This is a genomic window from Flavobacterium aquariorum, from assembly GCF_003254745.1.
In the GTDB taxonomy this organism is placed as follows: domain Bacteria; phylum Bacteroidota; class Bacteroidia; order Flavobacteriales; family Flavobacteriaceae; genus Flavobacterium; species Flavobacterium aquariorum.
Map to the genome: position 1 here is coordinate 169,666 of NZ_QKXH01000001.1, position 21,806 is coordinate 191,471.

Here is a 21,806-nt window from a genome sequence, read left to right on the forward strand (position 1 = left end):
CTTATTTTTTAATGAAATGGCAATTCATAAACTGGATTTTGGCGAATTTGACGAAATAGATTATAGTCTTATTGCTATTCACACTTCATTAGAAGATTACCGATTGGCTTATTTTATCAATCAAAAACTTCATGTAAATCTGAATAAATCTATAAAAGAAATTCAAATTACAGTTAAGGAAGGGGAAGCTCATTTTTCTAGATTTCATTATTATGAAAAGAAAAAAGAGATTTCCTGGGATTTGATACAGAATAAAAACGAAGTCATTCAACAACAAAAAGAGGAAAATCAGAGTTTGTTTTCAAATGTAAATTTAGAAGTTGTCACAAAAGTGTATATGCTTCCTGAATTTAAAAAAGTAGATTACTTTTTGAAAATAGAAAATAGCAATGAGAATTTAAACCTTTTAAAAATACAGAATGAATTGAATACAATAGACAATATAGCAACGATCTATATTGTTGACATAAATAAAATAAAATCTAAAAACAATTTAATTTTTTAATACCAATGCATACTAACAAAAAGACCAAAATTGTAGCCACACTTGGGCCTGCATGTAGCACACGAGAAATCATAAAAGACATGATTGAAGCAGGTGTAAATGTATTTAGAGTAAATTTTTCCCATGCTGATTACGAAGACGTAAAAAATAAGATAAGCATTATTCGCGGTATAAACGAAGAATTTGGATATACTACCGGAATTCTAGGAGATTTGCAAGGACCTAAACTACGTGTTGGAGTAATGGAAGACGGAGTTGTTGTAAATGACGGTGATTTAATCACTTTTACAACTGCTGAAGATATAATAGGTACTTCAAAGAAAGTATTCATGAAATACCAAAATTTCCCTAATGATGTAAATCCTGGAGAAAGAATATTACTTGACGATGGTAAATTAATTTTTGAAATTGTTTCAACTGATAAAAAATCAGAGGTTGTTGCTCGTGTTATTCAAGGAGGCGAATTGAAATCAAAGAAAGGTGTAAATTTACCTAACACTAAAATTTCATTACCTGCAATGACTGAAAAAGACATTGCTGATGCCATTTTTGCAATAGAAATGAAATTAGACTGGATTGCTCTTTCATTTGTTAAAACACCAAGAGATTTACAAGACCTACAAGAATTGATCGCTAAATATTCTGAATATAAAATTCCAATTATAGCCAAAATCGAAATGCCAGAGGCATTAGAAAATATGGATAGAATTGTAGCTTATTGTGATGCTTTGATGGTTGCCAGAGGTGACTTAGGTGTTGAGTTACCAGCCCACGAAGTACCATTGGTACAAAAAGAATTGATTCGCAGAGCTAAAACAGCCAGAATCCCAGTTATTGTTGCCACTCAAATGATGGAGACAATGATTACGAGCTTGACTCCAACTCGTGCTGAAGTAAATGACGTGGCCAACTCTGTAATGGATGGTGCAGATGCAGTAATGCTTTCTGGAGAAACTGCCACTGGAAACTATCCAGTTCAGGTAATCCAAAAAATGACTCAAATACTTGAAGCAGTTGAAGATTCACCGCTTATCCAAGTTCCTCAAAACTCACCACAAGTAAGAACAAACCGTTTTATTACTAAAACAATTTGTCAACACGCAGCCATTATGGCCAATGCAATCAAAGCAAAAGCTATTTGTACATTAACCAACAGTGGTTATACTGCGTTCCAAATTTCGGCATGGAGACCTTCTGCTCACATTTTGGTTTTTACTTCCAATAAAAGAATTTTAACTCAACTTAACTTATTATGGGGAGTAAAATCATTTTATTATGAAAAATCAGTGAGTACAGACGATACTGTTACTGATGTAAATAACATCGTAAAAGAAAAAGGATTTGTGAAAAAAGGTGATTTCTTAATTAACTTGGCCGCTATGCCTATTTCCGAAAAAGGAATGGTAAATACCTTAAGAGTTTCTGAAATAGAATAACTTTTAGAGCATTAAAATATAAAACCGTCTTAAATCTTTTAAAGATTCAAGACGGTTTTTGCATTTAAATTTTTACTTATTTTTACCGAAAATAAATCCAACTTGAATGACTCGTTTTTTACTGTTTGTTATTATTTCACTTGTATCTATTCCTTTATTTGCTCAAAATAATTCAAATACTCTGTTGCCTGAAATAGACAAAACTATTGAAAACAATTCTTATTATACGCAAAGGAAAGAACACGGGATTACCCAACTCAAAGCACAATTAAAGCACACCCTTGTTCCGGAGGAAAAAGATAAGATTACACAAAAACTGTATAATGAATACCAATCATATCAATCCGATTCTGCTTTGGTTTATGCTCAAACGAATTTCCAAATAGCGGAAAATCTGAATGATCCAGAAAAATTAAATCAGACCAAATTTAATCTTGTTGCCATAATGGGAACATTAGGCATGTACAAAGAAGGTATCGACATACTTAATGCTATAAATATTGCATCTACTCCCAACTTAAAAGGTTCTTTTTATAGTGTTAGTAGAGTAATTTATGGACAAATGGCCGACAATGCTTCTTCGCAACAAGAAAAAGAAAAATATCTTTTACTATCAAAACAGTATCGAGATTTGTGTGTGACTTTTTACGATCCTAATTCCACTTCATTTATTATTGCTAAGGCTGATTGGAATTTAGATAATAAAAAACCCGAAGAAACTCTTGATTTATTACTTCCTTTCTTTCCTAAAATTAAACAAACCGATTCTAATCGAGCCATAATATCCTATATCATTTCACAAGCATACAAGCTGAAAAAAGATAGAAGTAAAGAAAAAAAATGGCTATGTATTTCGGCATTATCCGATTTACAATTGGCAAAAAAAGAATACATTTCACTTCGGTCATTGGCTTTTCTACTTTATGAAGATGGTGATATTGAGCGAGCTTATACCTACATAAAACGTTCTCTCGACGATGCAGTTATCTGCAACGCCCGCTTGAGAACCTATGAAATATCGAAGATGCTTCCCATCATCAGCGAATCGTATCAGCAACAAAACAAAACCAACAGGTATCAATTAATGGTGTTTTTAATTAGTGCAAGTTTTCTAGTACTCATATTACTTGCTCTTTTATTTTTACTTTTTAGACAAATGAAAAAATTATCGAAAGCAAAGAGTGATTTAAGCTCGGCTAATGATAAACTTTCCGAATTGAATGTTGAATTAAACACTTTTAATGAAAAACTAAATCTGTCCAATAATACTTTGACGGAAGCAAATTATTTAAAGGAAATATATATTGGGCGTTATATGGACCAATGCTCAGATTATTTAGGGAAGCTGGATGAATACCAACGAAAACTGAATGTATTGGCGACCACCGGAAAAATCAATGATTTGTTAAGTGCGGTAAAATCAAAAGAGTATATAGAAAATGAATTAAAAGAGTTTTATGCCAATTTTGACAAAACCTTTTTACAGCTCTTCCCTAATTTTATTCATGATTTTAATGCTCTATTAATCCCAACAGACACCATTCAGCCAAAAGAAGGTGAACAACTCAATACCGAATTAAGGATTTTTGCACTCATTCGTTTAGGAATAAAAGACAGCGCCAAAATTGCAGTTTTCTTGAGATATTCCATTTCCACTATTTACAATTATCGTTCGCAACTCAAAAACAAATCGGCTGGCCCTAGAGAAGAATTCGAAGAAAAAGTAATGCAAATTGGTACAAGTAATAAATAAAACTTCTCATTTTAGGGATTTGTTGGGATTATATCTACTCCTATTTTAAATTTAGATTCTATTTTTTGCCACTTTTTTTTAAACCAAAATAAATATAACTTATTGATTTTAAATATTTTAAATTGTATTTTTGAAGTTACAATCTACTTTTTTAAAACAATTGAATTTTTCGAACACTAAAGCATCTACTTTTACTTTCACGAAAACGATATATCATTTTTAAAAATTAATAAATCGATTTCGCCGAAAGCTATTCAAAAAAAATCAATCTCTAATTTATATTTAAAAAATGAAACATTTACTTTATACTGCTCTGTTCTGTTTTTTGGTTTTGCAGTCTGTCAATTCCCAACAGTTGAAATCCCCTAATGGAAAATTCATTATGGAATTTACTCTACAAAAAGACGGAACTCCAAGTTATAGCTTAAACTACAAAGACAAAACTGTCATAAAGCCAAGTAAATTAGGCCTTGAACTTAAAGATGACAAAAAATCGTTATTAAATGATTTTACGGTAATTGACACCAAAACAAACTCTTTTGATGAAACTTGGAAACCTGTTTGGGGCGAAGTGGAAAGCATCAGAAATCAATATAACGAATTGGCCATTACGCTAAATCAGAAGGAAACAGACAGACAAATCATCATTCGTTTTCGCCTGTTTAATGACGGTCTAGGATTTCGATATGAATTTCCAACACAAAAAAACTTAGTTTATTTTGTCATAAAAGAGGAAAGAACTCAATTTGCAATGACTGGAGATCATACTGCCTTTTGGATTCCCGGAGATTATGACACCCAAGAATATGATTACACTACCTCTAAATTATCTGAAATAAGAGGGCTGGCCGAAAAAGCAAAAACTGAAAATTTATCACAAACATCGTTTTCACCAACTGGCGTGCAAACTTCCCTTATGCTAAAAACAGCTGACGGACTATACATCAATTTACACGAAGCGGCATTGATTAATTATTCCTGTATGCACTTGAATTTGGATGACAAAAATATGGTTTTTGAATCTTGGCTAACTCCGGATGAAAAAGGAGTTAAAGGATATATTCAAGCTCCCGCACATTCGCCTTGGCGTACTATCATTGTAAGTGATGATGCTAGAGAAATTCTGGCTTCAAAAATGACTTTAAATTTGAATGATCCTTGTAAAATTGAAGACACTTCTTGGATTAAACCAATAAAATACGTCGGCGTTTGGTGGGAAATGATTTCTGGAAAAAGTTCATGGTCATACACCGATGAATTCCCATCAGTACAACTTGGTGTTACTGATTTTTCTAAAGCTAAACCTAGCGGCACACATGGTGCAAATAATGCAAATGTTAAAAAGTATATTGATTTTGCTGCCGCAAATGGATTTGGAGGAGTATTGGTTGAAGGTTGGAATGAAGGTTGGGAAGACTGGTTTGGTCACTACAAAGACTACGTTTTTGACTTTGTAACTCCTTACCCAGACTTTGATGTTAAGGGATTGCATGAATATGCAAAATCCAAAGGTGTAAAAATGATTATGCACCATGAAACATCTGGATCAGTTCGTAACTATGAGCGTCATATGGACAAAGCATACCAATTCATGAAAGACAATGGATATGATGCCGTAAAAAGTGGCTATGTAGGTAGTATCATATCGAATGGTGATAATCACTACAACCAATTTATGGTAAATCATTATCAATATGCCGTAGAAAAAGCGGCCGAATATAAAATTATGGTCAATGCCCACGAAGCGGTTAGACCAACGGGTATTTGCAGAACTTATCCAAACTTAATTGGTAATGAAGCAGCTAGGGGAACAGAATACCAAGCTTTTGGTGGTTCAAAACCTAACCATGTAACATTATTACCTTTTACTCGATTAATCGGTGGACCAATGGATTATACCCCTGGTATTTTTGAAATGGATTTAAGCAAATTTAGTCCCAACAATAAATCACACGTAAACAGCACTATTGCCAATCAATTGGCATTATACGTAACACTTTACAGTCCGTTGCAAATGGCTGCAGATTTTCCTGAACATTATAATAAATTCCCTGATGCATTCCAGTTCATAAAAGATGTTGCAGTAGATTGGAGCGAAAGCAACTATTTGGAAGCAGAACCTGGACAATATATAACCGTAGCCAGAAAAGCAAAAGGAACAAACAATTGGTTTATTGGGAATGTAAATGGGTACGAACCTCGTACTTCTAACATCAATTTTGCTTTTCTGGAAAAAGGAAAAAAATATACTGCAACTATTTATGCTGATGGAAAAGAGGCCAATTATAAAACAAATCCACAAGCATATAACGTTCGAAAAATTCAGGTAACGAATACATCAAAACTTTCTCAATTGAGTGCTGCTGGTGGCGGTTACGCGATAAGTATTATTGAAAACAAAAAATAATGGCATAATTCTAATCCTAACAGATTAAACACATAAATAATCATTAAGAAATTAAGGCTCATTAAGGAATAAAAACTTAGTGAGCCTTAATTTCTTAATGGTTTAAATTTTTAAAGTTTAGATGTTATTTGTCTCCAAAAATCTGAATATCGTCCACCTGAAAAGCGCCATCCAAAGCGAGGTTTTTACCCGAGCCGGTGTACTTGAAAGCAATGTTTATTTTCCCTGTATAGGTTGACAAATCCACTCCGCCAGAACCCACAAACTGATACCAAGGTGTAGCTTGTTTAGGTAATACAACCGTGAGCAGAATCCAAGTGGCTTTGGCAATATTCAAGGCATCAAAATCATTAGAAACATATACTTCGAGTGAATTTAAAGGTGAATCCACATCCAGATGATGTTGTGCTGATCTAAAAGTTAGCACTTCATTGGTATGTATATCCATATCAATTTTTGGAGAAATCAACCAAGCTATATTGGATGCTGCTTTGGTTCCAGCTGTATTAAACTCGGCATACCCATTTCCTGCATACATAGTTCCAAGCCAAAACTTTGTCCCTTTTTGTACCATATTTGACCAGCCTGGAAGATTGAGTTTAGTATTGTTTTCAACACTTTGAAAATTTTCAGAAAAGAATGGAACTGCAGCTGTACCAGTAAGCGTAACATCTTTTTCGGAACGTGCCAATAACTGATAGTCAGAACCAAATTTGGTCAAAACCCCACGTACTTTTCCGCTTCCGTCTGGAACAATTTTATCGGCAAAATCAGCAAAACTACTGGTTCGAAACAGCATCTGATTTCCCAATTTATCCATCAGACTCCAATTGGTTCCTCCGCCTACATCATTGGATTCCTCATAATAATGACGTCCAATAGCGTCTTTTGTAAATTGAACTTCCGACAATTCCACCAATGTGTTGATATTCGAATCTTTTAACAAATCAGTAATAGAAATAGATCTAACCAGAAGCTCCTCACTTACCATTGTGCAGGAAGCATTCAATACATTTTTATAATCGTTTGGCGAAATTCGGCCAACGCCTCCCTCGTTATATGTGTTAACATAGATGCTCCCAATTCGCATTCCTCCAAAGTAAATATCGGTATATTGATTTTTCATTTTGATATAGACTTTATTACCCAGCCTAAAATCAATGAACGTATTCGAAGCATCTACAGGAACACTAAAGCCCATCGTCGGGGTTGTGGCTGTCGCCAAAGTTTGAAACGAAATCGTCTTGAAAAAATTCCCTCCCTCATCACTGGAAACCACATACGCTTCAATAATATCATCGTAGGTGTATTGCGTCACTATGGAACTTGTACTGGTACGCACTTCTTCAACGGTTCGATTTACTTTCAAATCGGGTTGAGTGCAGACTAGTTTTGGCACATCAAATTCTTCCTTTACACAGCTCCCAAAAGTCATTGCAACTGCTAAAAAAATAATATGGAATTTTAAATTCATTTTTCTTTTGTTTAAAATTTATAAATTGACGTACAGGTTTACAAAATACGTTCTCCCGTAACCATAAAAATATTTGTTGCCAAAATTGGGTGTTCCACTGGAAACATCTTGATTGAGTTGCCTAAAATTTGCATTCCTGGCTTGTTCATATCCACCAGTTTTATAGCTAAAATCCAGAACATTATTTATCGTTGCAAAAAGTCCGACATTCTTTCCTTTTATTTTCCAAGATTTTCCTCCTGAAATGTTTAGCAAAATAGTAGGATCAAATTCTTCTTGCTTCAATAACTCTCTAGCTCTTTCTTCTGAAGCTTCAGGAAAATTGAAACCACTGGCAGGATTTTTATAAAATGTATCTGTTCTAGAGATCGGCGAAATATCTATAAAACTATTCGCCAAATAATTAATATTGGCACCAACCCACCAATATTTGGGGTCTCTATATTCGATCCCTAGAGCAAATGCCTGTTGCGGCATCCCTGCCTGATGGAAATTTTTTAATGATGAAGTTCCAAAATCGAATACTGGATTGGGATTATCAGCAGTGGCTTGAGCATCATTGGTTATGGTGACATTCGGATTGCTGTCAAACGTAAATTGACCGTAAGCTGCCGAAAAATTAGTCATTAGTGTTGGGGTTAATTGGTATTGAAAACTAAATTCGGCACCGACATTCTTCTTATCCAAATCTGTTAAAGTCTGGCTTACAAAAGCATCTGTATTTGCATATCCTGCACCATCATCAAATATTCCCTCGGCATAAAAGAAAGAAGTTTGTGTAACGTTCTTTATTTTGGCATAAAAAAGAGTGAGACGAGTTTGCCATCTTGGAGTTCTGTAAAAATAACTTGCATCCAAACTGTTTATGTTTTCACTTTCAATGCCCGCCACAACCGAATTGTTCAATCTCGAATTGGGAAATGCATTCCTGATTGTTGGTGGGTTTGAAAGATACGCTCCATTAAAATTCAATTGTTGTCTACCTGAAATTTTGAAAAGTATTCCTCCTTTAAACCCAAAATTCTCAAACTGCACTTTCTCACTTTTGCCAAAAGAATTAGTGGCGTAAATTCCGTTTTGGTACAAACCTTCCCTTTGATAATTGGTACTTATGAAATTTTGTGCCAAATAAAAATCGACTTTGTCGTAAGTAAATTTAAAATTGGTAAAAAGGTTTAAAGTATTGGCAGCATAATTAAAGTTGTATCCATAAGTATCTCCCTCCACAACTTGCCTGTCGGGATGGTTCAAATCTGATTGCGCCTGATTTCCATTATAAAAAACATCAATATCGTCAAAATACAAACCTCCCAATAAGTCTGTCAATTGTTGGTAATTATGGGATTTTAAATGGCTGTAAAAACCTCCAGCAGTCAAGTAAAGATTATCGCTTATTTGTGTGTTGAAGTTAGAATTGGCTGTTATCGTTTGGTCGTCCGTTCGGTCTTCATATAAAACATAATTGCTTTTGGCTGGCATATAGCCCATTATTTTTCCGTTGGAATCCAAAATCGGAGCTTGATTGGCATAATACAACGCATTCCAATCAATTTGATTATTAGTTAAAAACAACTGCTTACTTTTTTCAGCATTTTCATAATCGGGAGTAAATTCTCCAGAAAACTCTCCATTATCCGGCGCATACATCGAGCTATAATAACTCGGCATTTTTCTGTAGTAGGTTGGATCCGGGCTATTACTGTTTTGGTAATCTATATTACTGTTGGTGATTTTTCCAAATTGATAGGTCAGACTTGAATTCAAAGTTGAGATATCATTAATAGCATAAAAATGATTCAGCATCAAGATGGGTTCCTCAATTGTTTTTATTCTTGCATTGCGTTTTTTGCCGTCTTGCCAACCCCAATACGAATTGTATTTTTGGCTCATTAATTCAGTAACTTCGGCAGTATTTGGAGAATTTTTGGCTCTGGAATTTGGTGTGTAGAATCCGGAAAAATTCAAAGAATGGTGGTCATTTATTTTCTTTTCCACACTGATAAAGCCTGCTAAAGCATTGTAATTGGTGCCTTCGAAATACCCTTCCGTTGCCCATCGTGTTCCTGCCGAAACCACAAATGCCCATCCTTTGCTATTCATTCCAGAAGCATAAGTTCCCATCATTCGCCAATCATAATTGGTATTGGTCCCCGAAAAGGATAAAATCATTCCCGGTTTGTAAATCGAAGCTCGGGTATTAATTTCCTGGGTGCCCAAAATCCCGCCAAAAGCATAATCTGAAGGAAAAGAACCCACCGTAAATTCCTGATTCCTAATCACATTATTCAATCCACCCCAATTGCCCCATTGTGGCCTCCCGTCAAACAATTTGTTCATCGTAACACCATTGATCATCGTCGTTGCATATTGACTGTCTAACCCACGAATCCTAAATCGGGCCTGTCCCCAATTGAAAGCAGCCGCTTGTTGAAAAGCGTCTCTGGAAGATTGCAAAAGTCCCGACGTGCTTTCGGAGCCGCTATTGTCATCACTCAAATCACTTTCTAGAAGTGTAATTATGCCTGTTTGCTGCTCTGAAGTTTGATCATCTTCTAATGGAATAGCACTCAAATCCAACATTTGTTCTTTGTTAATTACAACTGACAATATCAGATCCTTAAATCCTTGGCTGTGTAAAAGCAACAATTGATTTCCGGGAACCACAGCGTAAAAACTAAAAACACCATCACTTGATGTGAGTTGCATCAACTGTGTGTTTGAAATCGTAACCACTACATTTTCTAATGGCTTTTGAGTTTTAGCATCAATGATTTTTCCCTTAATTCCTGTTGGCTTTTGGGCAATTACAAAAGACATTTTCAATAATAAAAGTATTCCTAACAAAAATTTACCCATACTTGTTTTGTAAACATATGGAACACATTGTATGCAAAATACAACGCCTCCAAAAATTAGATTTGTTTAAAAAAGGATAAAATAGTTTTGGAAAAAAGAATTGTAAAAACCTAAATTAGGTGTGGTATCTTAATTTTTAATCGAATGAACAAAGTATTCAATTAAAACACAAACGACAAACTTAAGATAAAAACTATTAATTTATTAATAAATAACACGTTTTTTCTTAATTATAACAAAATTGAAGAAATGTTTTAAAATTCTGAGGTCAATCAATAGCTTTAATTCGACTAACCATAAAAGCGATGAAAAAGCCGAAAATACCAATAAAGGCAAACGAAAATCGCAAACTAAAAAGTTCGGCAATATAGCCTATAACCGGTGGTCCAATCAAAAATCCTAGGAAACTAACGCTAGAAACCGTTGTTAAAGCTTCTCCAGTAGGTATTGTTGGGTGTTTACCTGCAATACTATACAAAGTAGGTACAATTGTAGAAACTCCCAGTCCAATAACCATAAAAGCAATTGTGGAAGGTATTATATAAGGAAAAACAACCGCAGTAAAGAAACCGGATGAAATCATAATTCCACTAATTTTCATCACTGTTTTCCGTCCAAATCTATTGATTAATTTATCCCCAAAAAAACGACCACTTGCCATCATAATCATAAATGAAGTGTAGCCTAAAATTATTAAAGCGCCTGGTGCTTTGACAATGTCTTTAAAAAAAACACCACTCCAATCAAACATAATTCCTTCGCTAGCCATACAACAAAATCCAATAACTCCAAGTAAAACTAAAGTGCTATCCGGTTTACTGAATCCTTTTTTCTTCTCTTTTTTAATGGTTTCTTTAGCTTTAATTAAAAATTTGAAATTTGAAACAATCAACAAAAATGCAATAAAAGCAACGATTAGGAAATGGGTATATGTACTTAGCTGCAATGCCAACATTCCCAATCCAACCAATGCACCGGTAAATCCTGCCAAACTCCACATCCCGTGGAATGAAGACATAATTGTTCTTCTAAAAAGCCCTTCTGTATAGACGCCTTGGGTGTTTACAGAAATATTAGTCAGGTTACCAAAGATTCCGAAAGCATATAATCCGAGAGCCAATTGCCATGCATTTTGAGCCAATCCTAAATTCGTTAAACTCACCGCATACATCAAAATTGCAAAAAGCAAAATCCGATGACTTCCATAGCGGGTAACCAATTTACCCGAAAAATACATCATCGTTAATTGTCCAACTGGCAAAGCAAAAAGAATACTTCCTAATTGACCATCGCTTAAGTTCAGCTCTGATTTTATGGTTGGAATACGACTTGCCCAAGTAGCAAAACACAACCCCATAGCAAAATAAAACATTGATACTGCCCAACGAATCCTGACCAAATAAGACGCTTTCGCATCTCGATAGTTTTTCTTGTATTTACCCTTGGTCTTAAAGCGACCTAAAAAATTTAAATCTATCAAAATAATTGTTTTTTTGGGAATTCTTTGTGTCAAAAGTACGAAAAGAAACCATCCAAACCCCCAAACCCTTTCAATACAATAAATTATAACGTTATTGTTAGAAAAAACAGCAAATAATACCACCAAAATAAGAAACATTTACTTCGTCAGTTCGCAAAAGCTCGTGTGGAGGTGCCACCATTAGGGAAAGGGACCAACTCAGCATATCGCTTAGTCGGTCCCTTTCCCTAATGCTGTCGGGCTATTGCCGTTACTTCGGTAACTTGGCGCTATCCCTCACCCAAACTGCAAAACCAGATATTAAATGCTAAATAACCCATTTTGGCTAATAATATTTACCATAACTAAAGCTATTCACTTCTCACTTACAAAACAACCACCTTCCCTTGAGCATTACTTTCAATAGCAGCTTCAATAATTTGCATCACCTGTAATCCTTCTTTAGCGGTAACAGGCTCTTCGAAATCATTCACAATCGACTGATAAACACCTTCAAAAAAACCATAATAATTCCCTTGCAATGTTGGAATCTTCTCTTTTATAATTTTATCATCTATTTCCGTATGCAACAATCCTTCGTTACCGGAAGCTTCTTTTCCCCAAGTGGTAAGATTTGGTTTTTTTCCTTGTTTCAACTCATCTTCCTGCACATCACCGCGAGGTTTTAAAAAAGAACCTTTTTTGCCGTGGATAACATACGCAGGATTGGCTTCCCTCACAAAAAACCCAGCTTTCAATCGCACTCTAAAATCCGAATAATAAAGCAAAATATCAATCCAATCATCTACCAAAGAATGCTCCCGTGTCACTCGAATATCGGCAAAAACACCTTGGGGAAACCCAAATAGATATAGTGCTTGGTCAATTAAATGAGGTCCTAAATCCTTAAGTATTCCAGCACCAGAATTGGCTGTTTCTTTATGTCCTTTTGGACTCAAAAACGGATTATACCGATCAAAATGAAATTCGGCTTCCACCAATTCTCCCAACACTTTATCCGAGACAACCTTTTGTACTGTTTTAAGGTCGCTGTCCCATCTTCTATTCTGAAAAACCGAAAGTTTCAATCCTTTTTCCTTGGCCAAATTAACTAATTCCTGAGCTTCGGCAACAGTAGTGGTAAAAGCCTTTTCTACCACAGCATTTTTTCTTGCAAGCAAAACTTGCTTGGCGTATTCAAAATGAGTTCCGACTGGCGTATTTACAACTACCAAATCAATATCATCCTCAAGCAATTCTTCAATAGTTGCATAACTTTTTACATTTGGATAATCCAATTGAATTAATTGCTTGCTTCTTTCCCAAGAACCAACCAATTCAAATCCTGGATGAAAATCCAAAAAAGGAGCGTGGAAAACTTTTCCAGACATTCCATAAGATAGTAATGCGGTTTTTATTTTTTGCATTTAATATTATATTTAATTTTAAAAACTATGCTTTTAAACAGTAACTTATCTCATTTTAGCTCTGTCATATTGTTTCGGCCATTGAACATCAACGCCCAATTCTTGTGCAAAAGTCAATGCCAAATTTGGATTTCTAAGTGATTCTCTGGCAAACAAAACGAGGTCAGCTTTACCGCTTGCTATAATAGCTTCGGCTTGTTGAGAAGTGGTAATCAATCCAACCGCGCCGGTCAAAATTCCAGTTTCCTTTTTAATTTTTTCGGCAAAATGAACCTGATAATTAGGTCCCAAGGGAATTTGTTGATGAGACACCAATCCACCTGAAGAAACATCAATTAAATCAACCCCTTTTTCTTTTAGAATTTTAGAAAGTTGCACTGATTCATCAGCGTTCCAACCGTCATCTGCCCAATCAGTAGCCGAGATTCTCACCATTAAAGGAAGCTCTTTGGACCATTCAGACTGAACCGCCTGGAGCACTTCCAGAAGCAATCGAACACGATTTTCAAAAGAACCACCATATTCATCCGTTCTCGAATTAGACAAAGGCGACAAAAATTGGTGCAACAAATAACCGTGTGCTGCGTGAATTTCAAGAACTTGATAGCCTGCTTGCTCAGCTCTTCTGGTGGCCAATTTAAAATCCGTAATTACTTTTTGGATTCCTATTTTATCTAATGCGGTAGGAGTTTGCTCATCATCGTGATAACTAATTGCACTTGGTGCAAAAGTTTCCCATCCCCCTTGATTTTGAGCCAATTTTTTATTCCCATACCAAGGAGACGAAACACTGGCTTTCCTGCCGGCGTGAGCCAATTGTATTCCCGGTACCGAATCCTGACTAATGATAAACTTCGTGATAGACTGCAGTTTTTTAATGTGATCATCACTCCAAATACCTAAATCACTGGGAGAAATTCTTCCTTCGGGAGAAACAGCTGTCGCTTCTTGAATAATTAAACCAGAGCCACCTGTAGCACGACTGCCAAGGTGTACTAAATGCCAATCACTGGCAAAGCCATCTTCCGCCGAATATTGACACATAGGAGAAATTGTGATTCTGTTTTTGAGCGTAATGCTTTTTATTTGTAAAGGAGAAAATAATTGTGAAGACATAAGTACAAGTATATTAATGTTTTAAACCAAATAGCATTAAAACAAGATTTTTATGTAGTAAAGTTATTGCACTAACTCTAAAATAAAAATGAAAAATGCATTAATTAACAAACATTTAAAGGGGTACTAAAAACAGGAGATAATCAAAACTGTTTTTTAATCATGGGATATGCTTAGATATATAATTCTATTTATGCCTTTGAGTAAGTTTCTAACTTGACACAAAAATAGTTTTCTCAGTGTCAATATTTTATTGAATGAATCTTTTGAGCTAATGGAAATAATTATAAAATGCTTCACCAATAACATATCCAAAAAAGAAAAGAAAAAACCACAATACGATAGCTGATATTATTAATTTTGTAAAAAAATTCACATTAAAGATTTCTTTTTCAATTTTCATAATTCCAAAGATTTTAATAGTTAAAAAATAGCACAACAAAATCATTTTCTAAAGAACTTTAGCTACGGTAAAGTAATTGAAATAAAACTAAATAGACAATACCTACTTTTAGTGATATTCCAAACTGATTAAATATCCTAAATATGTGTTTAAATGCATTAATTAACAAACATTTAAAACGATCCAAAAAAATATAGCGCAAATAATAAAATAGAAAATAGTACTTTTGTCCGTCATTAAAGAACCGAAAATTAAAAAATGGAAATAGTTATCAAGCTTTCTCAATTTTTATTGAGCTTATCATTACTTATTATACTTCACGAATTAGGGCATTTCATTCCTGCAAAATTATTCAAAACTAGAGTCGAGAAATTTTATTTATTTTTTGACGTTAAATATTCCCTTCTAAAAAAGAAAATCGGCGAAACCGAATACGGAATCGGTTGGTTGCCTCTTGGCGGTTACGTGAAAATATCCGGTATGATTGACGAAAGCATGGACAAGGAACAAATGGCTTTACCTCCGCAACCATGGGAATTCAGATCCAAACCGGCTTGGCAGCGTTTGATTATTATGTTGGGCGGTGTGACGGTAAACTTTATACTTGCTTTCATCATATACATTGGCATGGCTTATGCTTATGGAGATTCTTATATTTCAAATGCGGACATGAAAGATGGTCTTTTGATAGAAAATCAGGCGATGATTAATGCCGGATTCAAATCGGGTGATAAAATCGTTGCTGTTGATGGTGAAAAAATTGTTCGTTTTGATAAGGAAATCAGTGGTAAAGTAATTATGGCCAAAGAAGTGGTTATCGAAAGAAACGGCACCCAACAAACAATTAAAATGCCTAATGATTTTGTTGATCAATTATCAAAATTTGAAAAGGAACCGTTAGCTACCATAAGAATTCCATTTGTTATAGGTAATGTTCCCGATGAATCCTTAAACCAAAATCTTAAGGCAAAAGATATTCTTTTGTCTCTAAATGGCCAGACTACAAAATACCTTGACCAAGCCAAAGTAATTTTAGAAAACAACAAGAACAAAACAGTTTCAGCATTGGTTTTGAGAAATCAAAAACAAACAACTCTAGACCTGAAAGTAAATAACGAAGGTAAACTTGGTGTTCAACTTGGTGGATTAGGACTCGATTCTTTGGAGAAACTGGGCTATTACAAAATTACACATCAAAAATACAGTTTCCTTGAATCGATTCCTTTTGGAATTGAAAAAGGAAAAGACCAGTTGATTGGATACGGCAAACAATTGAAAATGATTTTCAACCCAGAAACCAAAGCGTACAAACAAGTAGGAGGCTTTCATGCCATTTATAATATTTTTCCAAGTTCTTGGAGCTGGGAAGTTTTTTGGGGCATCACGGCCATATTATCGATTATGCTTGGTGTTATGAACTTATTACCTATTCCGGCACTTGATGGTGGTCACGTAATGTTTTTATTGTTTGAAATTGTTAGCGGTAAAAAACCAAGTGATAAATTCCTTGAAAATGCACAAATGGTTGGTTTTGTACTTCTTATCGCACTACTATTGTTTGCAAATGGAAACGATATTTATAAAGCAATTGTAGGCAAATAAAAAAGAATGTTATTTTTGCTTTTTTTGTTTGCTACATTTAAATTTAATTCTATATTTGCACTCGCTAAAAAGAGCAACAACTTCCTCCTTAGCTCAGTTGGTTAGAGCATCTGACTGTTAATCAGAGGGTCCTTGGTTCGAGCCCAAGAGGGGGAGCAAACTTTTTTTAGCAAACATACATACCTTTAAGGTGATTCCTCCTTAGCTCAGTTGGTTAGAGCATCTGACTGTTAATCAGAGGGTCCTTGGTTCGAGCCCAAGAGGGGGAGCTTAATAAATACCACTTACGAAATGTAAGTGGTATTTTTTTTGCCCAAAACTTTCTTCCTTCCATTCGAAATATCAAAATCTTTATTATCACTCGCATTTTAAAATCAAACTACAAAACCCCCACTATCAAATAGCTATGTTCTTAAAAACTCAATTTAGCGAATGCGAAATCAAAAAAAAATCCAAACAAAAAAATTAGATTCATCAAAAAAAGATTAGCTAAAAAAGAAAATGATATAAATTACAAAATAATCACAGTAATATAAATTTCAGTGATAATAATTTAATAATTTAGTCCTAAACACGGCCCAAAAAGCCATATTACACCAGAATATTAATTATTTAATACTGAGAAATATGATGAAATTGATGCCACAGCTAAACCCCAAAGGGTGGGACGAAATGTTCTCAAATGAAGGCGTTAGAGATTCCTATGCTCAAGTTCTTCAAACGTTACAAAATCTAAATCCGGAAAGTCTAAACGATAAACAGATTCAGGCTTCGGATTTGTTCATGAATCAAGGTATAACATTTACAGTTTACAGCGACAACAATCAAGGAATAGAAAGAATTTTCCCGTTTGACATTATTCCAAGAATCATCACAAAAGCCGAATGGAGCGAAGTAGAAACTGGAATCAAGCAACGATTAAAAGCCCTTAATTTATTTTTGGAAGATGTTTATAATGGACAACACATCATAAAAGATGGTATAATTCCCGCTTCATTGGTAGCGTCTTGCCCTCATTACATTCAAGAAGTTCACGGAATAAAAGTCCCTCATAATATTCATGTGCATATCGCAGGAATTGATTTAATCAGAGGAGCAAAGGGTGAATTTTACGTACTTGAAGACAACCTACGATGTCCCAGCGGCGTGAGTTACATGTTGGAAAATCGCGAAATCACCAAACGAATTTTCCCAGACATGCTTACTTCCAATAAAGTAAGTATGGTAGGAAACTATCCAATGATATTTCACAACATCTTAGTTTCGCTATCTCCACGAAATGTTCCCAATCCCAACGTGGTTTTACTAACGCCGGGAGTCTATAATTCGGCTTATTATGAGCATACCTTTTTAGCCCGTCAAATGGGAATTCCACTTGTGGAAGGAAGAGACTTGGTGGTGAACAATAATAAAGTATACATGAAAACTACTTCGGGATTACAACAAGTAGATGTTATTTACCGACGCTTGGACGATGAGTATCTCGATCCATTAGTTTTTAAACCCGAAAGTACACTGGGCGTTCCTGGACTGATTAGCGCCTATCGCCACGGCAATGTAGCCTTAGTAAACGCAGTCGGAAATGGTGTTGCCGATGACAAGGCAGTCTATGCTTACGTCCCAGATATGATAAAATATTACCTTAACGAAGAACCTATACTTAAAAATGTTCCAACATACCAAATGGAAAACAGAGAGGAAAGAGAGTTGGTATTTGCTGATATGGAAAATATGGTCATCAAAGAAACCAATGGAAGTGGTGGATATGGAATGATTATGGGAAACAAAGCTACCCAGGAAGAACTTGAAAATGGTAAGACAGCCATTCTAGCCAATCCCAGAAATTTTATCGCACAACCTATCATTCAACTCAGCACTGTCCCCTGTTTAATAGATGGCCAATTGAAATTACGCCATGTAGATCTAAGACCGTATGCTTTATGTGGACCCAATGGAGTAGAAATTGTGCCTGGAGGATTAACTCGAGTCGCATTGACAGAAGGTTCATTGGTCGTCAACTCTTCTCAAGGAGGAGGAAGCAAAGACACTTGGATCATAAAGTAATTTCATTTTAATTTTTAAAATGAATCAAAATGAAAACAGTAGCCTTAAACACAGAAAAAAACGAAAGCAAAAAGTTTGCCTTTTTACACGAAATGGTTTTAGAACATTTAAACGATGCGAAACCAACTGAAACTACAGTAGAAAATTCAAATGAGCCTGAAGTTAAAAAAATAACAATAACAGCCGATCCTGAAATACCAAATTTAGATTCAATTCCAGTTCCTGAAATTGTTACACAAAAAGAAAAAATAAAACCCATAAAACCTGTAGAGGAACCCCATTTGGAAAACCCAAACAGTGAAACCGAAGAAAATTTAATCAAGAGATTTATAAATAAAATCAAAATCTATTAACATCAATTTTTAAAACCAATTCAAATGAAAACAACTATGCAAAGTGGAGTTACAAACGGGATGTTTTTACTCAACAATTATTCGGATTCTCAGGCTCCTATCATAGAGTCAATAATAGAAACCATTGTAGAACCTATAATTTTCAAATGCTAAAATAGAGAACTATTTAAGCCACAGTTGTCAATCATTGTGAACTTGTAAGCATTACGAAAAGTCGATTTATGGGATTGCGTGAGGGATAGAAGCTAGCTACCGAAGTAGCGCGGATAGCCCGACGCAGTTGAGCAAAGGGGCTGTATAAGCGATGGTAATAGTAAGCCCCTTTGCTCAATAGTGTCACGCCCACACGAACTTTTGCGAACTGACGCAGTAAATAATTTTGGTAGAAAAAATTACAATTGTTTTATTGCTAATAACAAAGCTTTTTACAAATTATAAATCGAAGCAAATGAAGGCAAATATGCTAAGTCGAGTTGCAGACGGGATGTTTTGGCTCAACAGATATATGGAAAGAACCGATGGCATGTTGCTAACTCTTAACACCAGTTACATACTTTCGTTTGACAAAGAAACCGATGATTGTCAAGGTTACAAACCTTTATTGAAATACTATACCGACTTGACACACGACCAAATAAATGAAGTGCAATACGACACCAATTTTGTACTGAAATACATTATTTGCGATAGTTTGAATCATAATTCGGTCAAGAATCTAGTTATAAAAGCGCGTGAAAACGCCAGAGGCTCTCAAGATAAAATAACCAAAGAACTTTGGGAACATATCAATTCGCTGTATCATTTTATGAATTCCCCCGATCTTCCTAAAAAACTGGAAACCTCAGATGCCTTAAAAATTGTAAACAAACTCAATAAAGACCTCCTGCTTTACAACGGCATATTGCATGTAACCATGCCAAGGGGGCTCGGCTGGAGCTTTTCGAATATTGGAAAACTGATCGAAAGATGCTTACAAACCATCTCTATGACTCAAGCCTATTACGCGCCAATCAATTATAATCTTGGCGGAAATGAAGACGTAATGTACTGGCGAAGATTATTGCTCTCGTTATCGGGTTACGAATTGTACCTTAAAAGCTATAGCAACATCAAGCACAATCGAAAAGTGGTACAACACGTCATTTTTAACCAAGATTTTGCCCATTCTGTGATCTTTACGCTCGAATTAATAAATAAATATTTGGATTGCCTGGTTAAAGACAGCGAAATAAGTGACGCGAGAAAACTGTACAATCAATTTGGAAGATTAAAAAGCTATGTAGACTTTACCGACTATCATCATTTGACGGACAAACAATTGGAAGAAGTTTTGGAAACTACAAAAGCACAACTGAATCAATTTTCAATCGATTTTTCAAAATTATTTTTCTCCTACACTTAGATAACTTATGGCAATATTCAAAATAGTTCACATTACAAAATACCAATATAACTGGCCCATAAAAGAAAGCATAAACGAGGTTCGGCTATTTCCCCATAATTTTAGCAATCAAGACGTACTCGATTACCGACTCTTAATTACCCATAATCCAGACGTAGAATTTTACCAAGACTATTACGGCAATCGTGTTGCCAATTTTAATAATCTAGAATCACATGAAGAAATGGTAATCGAATCCCGAATGACGGTTCGCGTAAATCATTCGCTAAAAATACCTGCAATTGACAACACCACTGTTAAAGATATTGGGAAAGAAAAAAGTGAAAACATAAACTTATTGAGATTGAATTATCCTGAAGTTATTCAAAAACAGCAGGAGATAGAAGCTATCTTGGCAGCAATAGATGTAGCCAACAAACCCATCATCGAAATTGCTCAATTATGCAATCAATACATATTCGACAACTTTACCTATACCAAAGGAATTACAAATATAGAAACCACCATTGATGAAATTTTAGAAATTAAAAAGGGAGTTTGCCAAGATTTTGCACATGTCTTATTACAGCTGGTCCGCACTGTAGGCATTCCCGCCAGATATGTAAGTGGATACATTTGTCCTTACGAAAGCGGATTACGCGGAGAAGGAGCAACGCATGCCTGGGTCGAAATTTACACTCCTACTCAAGGATGGCTAGGTCTCGATCCCACCAATAATATATGGACGATGGATAATCACGTAAAACTGGCTACAGGTAGAAATTTTTATGATTGCACCCCAATTAAAGGAACTTTCAAAGGACTGGCAAGACAGACACTCTCCGTATGTGTCTCCATAGGCTATGAAGACGGTAGGCATTATGAAGAAATAAACGATGTCCTACTTGAAGAAATCCCACAGGAAATTAACGAACAAATAAGTTATATTGAGCAACAACATCAGCAACAGCAATAATATTCATAACTAAAAGTTAAGCTGCTTCTTCAAATGCTATGAAGTTTACCAGTTCCCCTTTTTTATTAAAAATTGGAAAACCTTCAATATTACAATAATAGAGTTCTCCATTTTTTTTATAATTCAAAACTTGTTTAACGAATGGTTTTTGCAATGCAATAGCTTCTCTAATTTCGCTGGAAGTATTTAAAACGGTTTCCTTTCCTTGAAACATTTTTGGTGTTTTGCCAAGAACTTCATTTTCAACATAACCATTCATTTTATGCATGTTATGAGAAGCAAAAACAATATTCAATTTAGAATCGGTAATGAGTATAACCTTTTCTTCTAACTTATTTCTAAAATTCCAATTTACATTTTTCCATTTTTTGTCTTGGGCAAGATTCAATATTTTATTGGTATCTAAAACAATCTTTTTTATTTCAGTTTGAAAAATCGCACTGAATCCCCAAGAAATTAATGGAAATGAATTTCCTTTCAAAGAGGCGAAATACTTTGCTTTCGGATTATTGCCTTCCTTTAGAGTTGTCATAATTTTGCTTTTAAAATTCAAAGATAAAAACAATTCAAACAATAAAGTCTCGCTTGTAAGGT

At 34.9% G+C, this 21,806-nt stretch carries 16 protein-coding genes and 2 tRNA genes; 12 read left to right on the top strand and 6 right to left on the bottom strand.

From position 1 onward, the window contains the following. Positions 1-16: 16 nt before the first annotated feature. From DOS84_RS00805 to DOS84_RS00820, 4 genes are all read left to right on the top strand, one after another. Positions 17-505, top strand: a complete 489-nt coding sequence (locus tag DOS84_RS00805; protein WP_111408214.1) for an IPExxxVDY family protein — start codon at positions 17-19, stop codon at positions 503-505. A 5-nt stretch (positions 506-510) separates the two neighbouring features. Beyond that, positions 511-1,941, top strand: a complete 1,431-nt coding sequence (gene pyk / locus DOS84_RS00810) for a pyruvate kinase (RefSeq protein WP_111408215.1) — start codon at positions 511-513, stop codon at positions 1,939-1,941. 106 nt (positions 1,942-2,047) lie between these two features. Next, positions 2,048-3,694 (top strand): DUF6377 domain-containing protein, encoded by a 1,647-nt coding sequence (locus DOS84_RS00815; protein WP_111408216.1) that lies wholly within the window; start codon positions 2,048-2,050, stop codon positions 3,692-3,694. A 289-nt stretch (positions 3,695-3,983) separates the two neighbouring features. After that, positions 3,984-6,101 carry a glycoside hydrolase family 97 protein gene (locus DOS84_RS00820; RefSeq protein WP_111408217.1) on the top strand — a complete coding sequence of 706 codons (2,118 nt, stop codon included), beginning with the start codon at positions 3,984-3,986 and terminating at the stop codon, positions 6,099-6,101. Between the two features lie 124 nt (positions 6,102-6,225). Here the strand turns inward: DOS84_RS00820 and DOS84_RS00825 are convergent, their stop codons facing one another. From DOS84_RS00825 to DOS84_RS00845, 5 genes are all read right to left on the bottom strand, one after another. Further along, positions 6,226-7,575, bottom strand: coding sequence for a DUF5689 domain-containing protein (locus tag DOS84_RS00825; protein ID WP_111408218.1), 1,350 nt, complete (start codon positions 7,573-7,575; stop codon positions 6,226-6,228). A gap of 18 nt (positions 7,576-7,593) precedes the next feature. Continuing rightward, entirely contained in the window at positions 7,594-10,431 is a 2,838-nt protein-coding gene (locus tag DOS84_RS00830) for a carboxypeptidase-like regulatory domain-containing protein (RefSeq protein ID WP_111408219.1), read from the bottom strand. 268 nt (positions 10,432-10,699) lie between these two features. Beyond that, positions 10,700-11,911 carry an MFS transporter gene (locus DOS84_RS00835; RefSeq protein ID WP_111408552.1) on the bottom strand — a complete coding sequence of 404 codons (1,212 nt, stop codon included), beginning with the start codon at positions 11,909-11,911 and terminating at the stop codon, positions 10,700-10,702. Between the two features lie 365 nt (positions 11,912-12,276). Further along, on the bottom strand, positions 12,277-13,317 hold the full coding sequence (locus DOS84_RS00840) for a Gfo/Idh/MocA family oxidoreductase (RefSeq protein ID WP_111408220.1): 1,041 nt from the start codon (positions 13,315-13,317) through the stop codon (positions 12,277-12,279). A 45-nt stretch (positions 13,318-13,362) separates the two neighbouring features. Next, a complete protein-coding gene (locus tag DOS84_RS00845) occupies positions 13,363-14,433 on the bottom strand; it encodes an NADH:flavin oxidoreductase/NADH oxidase (RefSeq protein ID WP_111408221.1) in 1,071 nt (356 codons plus the stop codon). Between the two features lie 661 nt (positions 14,434-15,094). Between DOS84_RS00845 and rseP the strand changes: the two genes are divergently transcribed. The 8 genes from rseP (at position 15,095) to DOS84_RS00880 (ending at position 21,212) form a co-directional block, all read left to right on the top strand. Next, positions 15,095-16,438, top strand: coding sequence for an RIP metalloprotease RseP (gene rseP, locus DOS84_RS00850; protein ID WP_111408222.1), 1,344 nt, complete (start codon positions 15,095-15,097; stop codon positions 16,436-16,438). An 82-nt stretch (positions 16,439-16,520) separates the two neighbouring features. After that, positions 16,521-16,594, top strand: a tRNA-Asn gene (locus DOS84_RS00855). Positions 16,595-16,633: 39 nt separating this feature from the next. Next, positions 16,634-16,707 (top strand) — tRNA-Asn (locus tag DOS84_RS00860). Positions 16,708-17,065: 358 nt separating this feature from the next. Further along, a complete protein-coding gene (locus DOS84_RS00865) occupies positions 17,066-18,502 on the top strand; it encodes a circularly permuted type 2 ATP-grasp protein (RefSeq protein WP_111408223.1) in 1,437 nt (478 codons plus the stop codon). A gap of 29 nt (positions 18,503-18,531) precedes the next feature. After that, on the top strand, positions 18,532-18,855 hold the full coding sequence (locus tag DOS84_RS00870; protein ID WP_111408224.1) for a hypothetical protein: 324 nt from the start codon (positions 18,532-18,534) through the stop codon (positions 18,853-18,855). Between the two features lie 24 nt (positions 18,856-18,879). Next, complete coding sequence (locus DOS84_RS19365; protein ID WP_279386386.1) at positions 18,880-19,008, top strand: hypothetical protein; 129 nt, start codon at positions 18,880-18,882, stop codon at positions 19,006-19,008. A 295-nt stretch (positions 19,009-19,303) separates the two neighbouring features. Further along, a complete protein-coding gene (locus DOS84_RS00875; RefSeq protein WP_111408553.1) occupies positions 19,304-20,257 on the top strand; it encodes an alpha-E domain-containing protein in 954 nt (317 codons plus the stop codon). 7 nt (positions 20,258-20,264) lie between these two features. After that, on the top strand, positions 20,265-21,212 hold the full coding sequence (locus DOS84_RS00880) for a transglutaminase family protein (protein ID WP_111408225.1): 948 nt from the start codon (positions 20,265-20,267) through the stop codon (positions 21,210-21,212). 16 nt (positions 21,213-21,228) lie between these two features. On the opposite strand, the gene DOS84_RS00885 is transcribed toward DOS84_RS00880, so the two are convergent. Next, a complete protein-coding gene (locus DOS84_RS00885; RefSeq protein ID WP_111408226.1) occupies positions 21,229-21,744 on the bottom strand; it encodes a PAS domain-containing protein in 516 nt (171 codons plus the stop codon). Positions 21,745-21,806 lie beyond the last annotated feature (62 nt).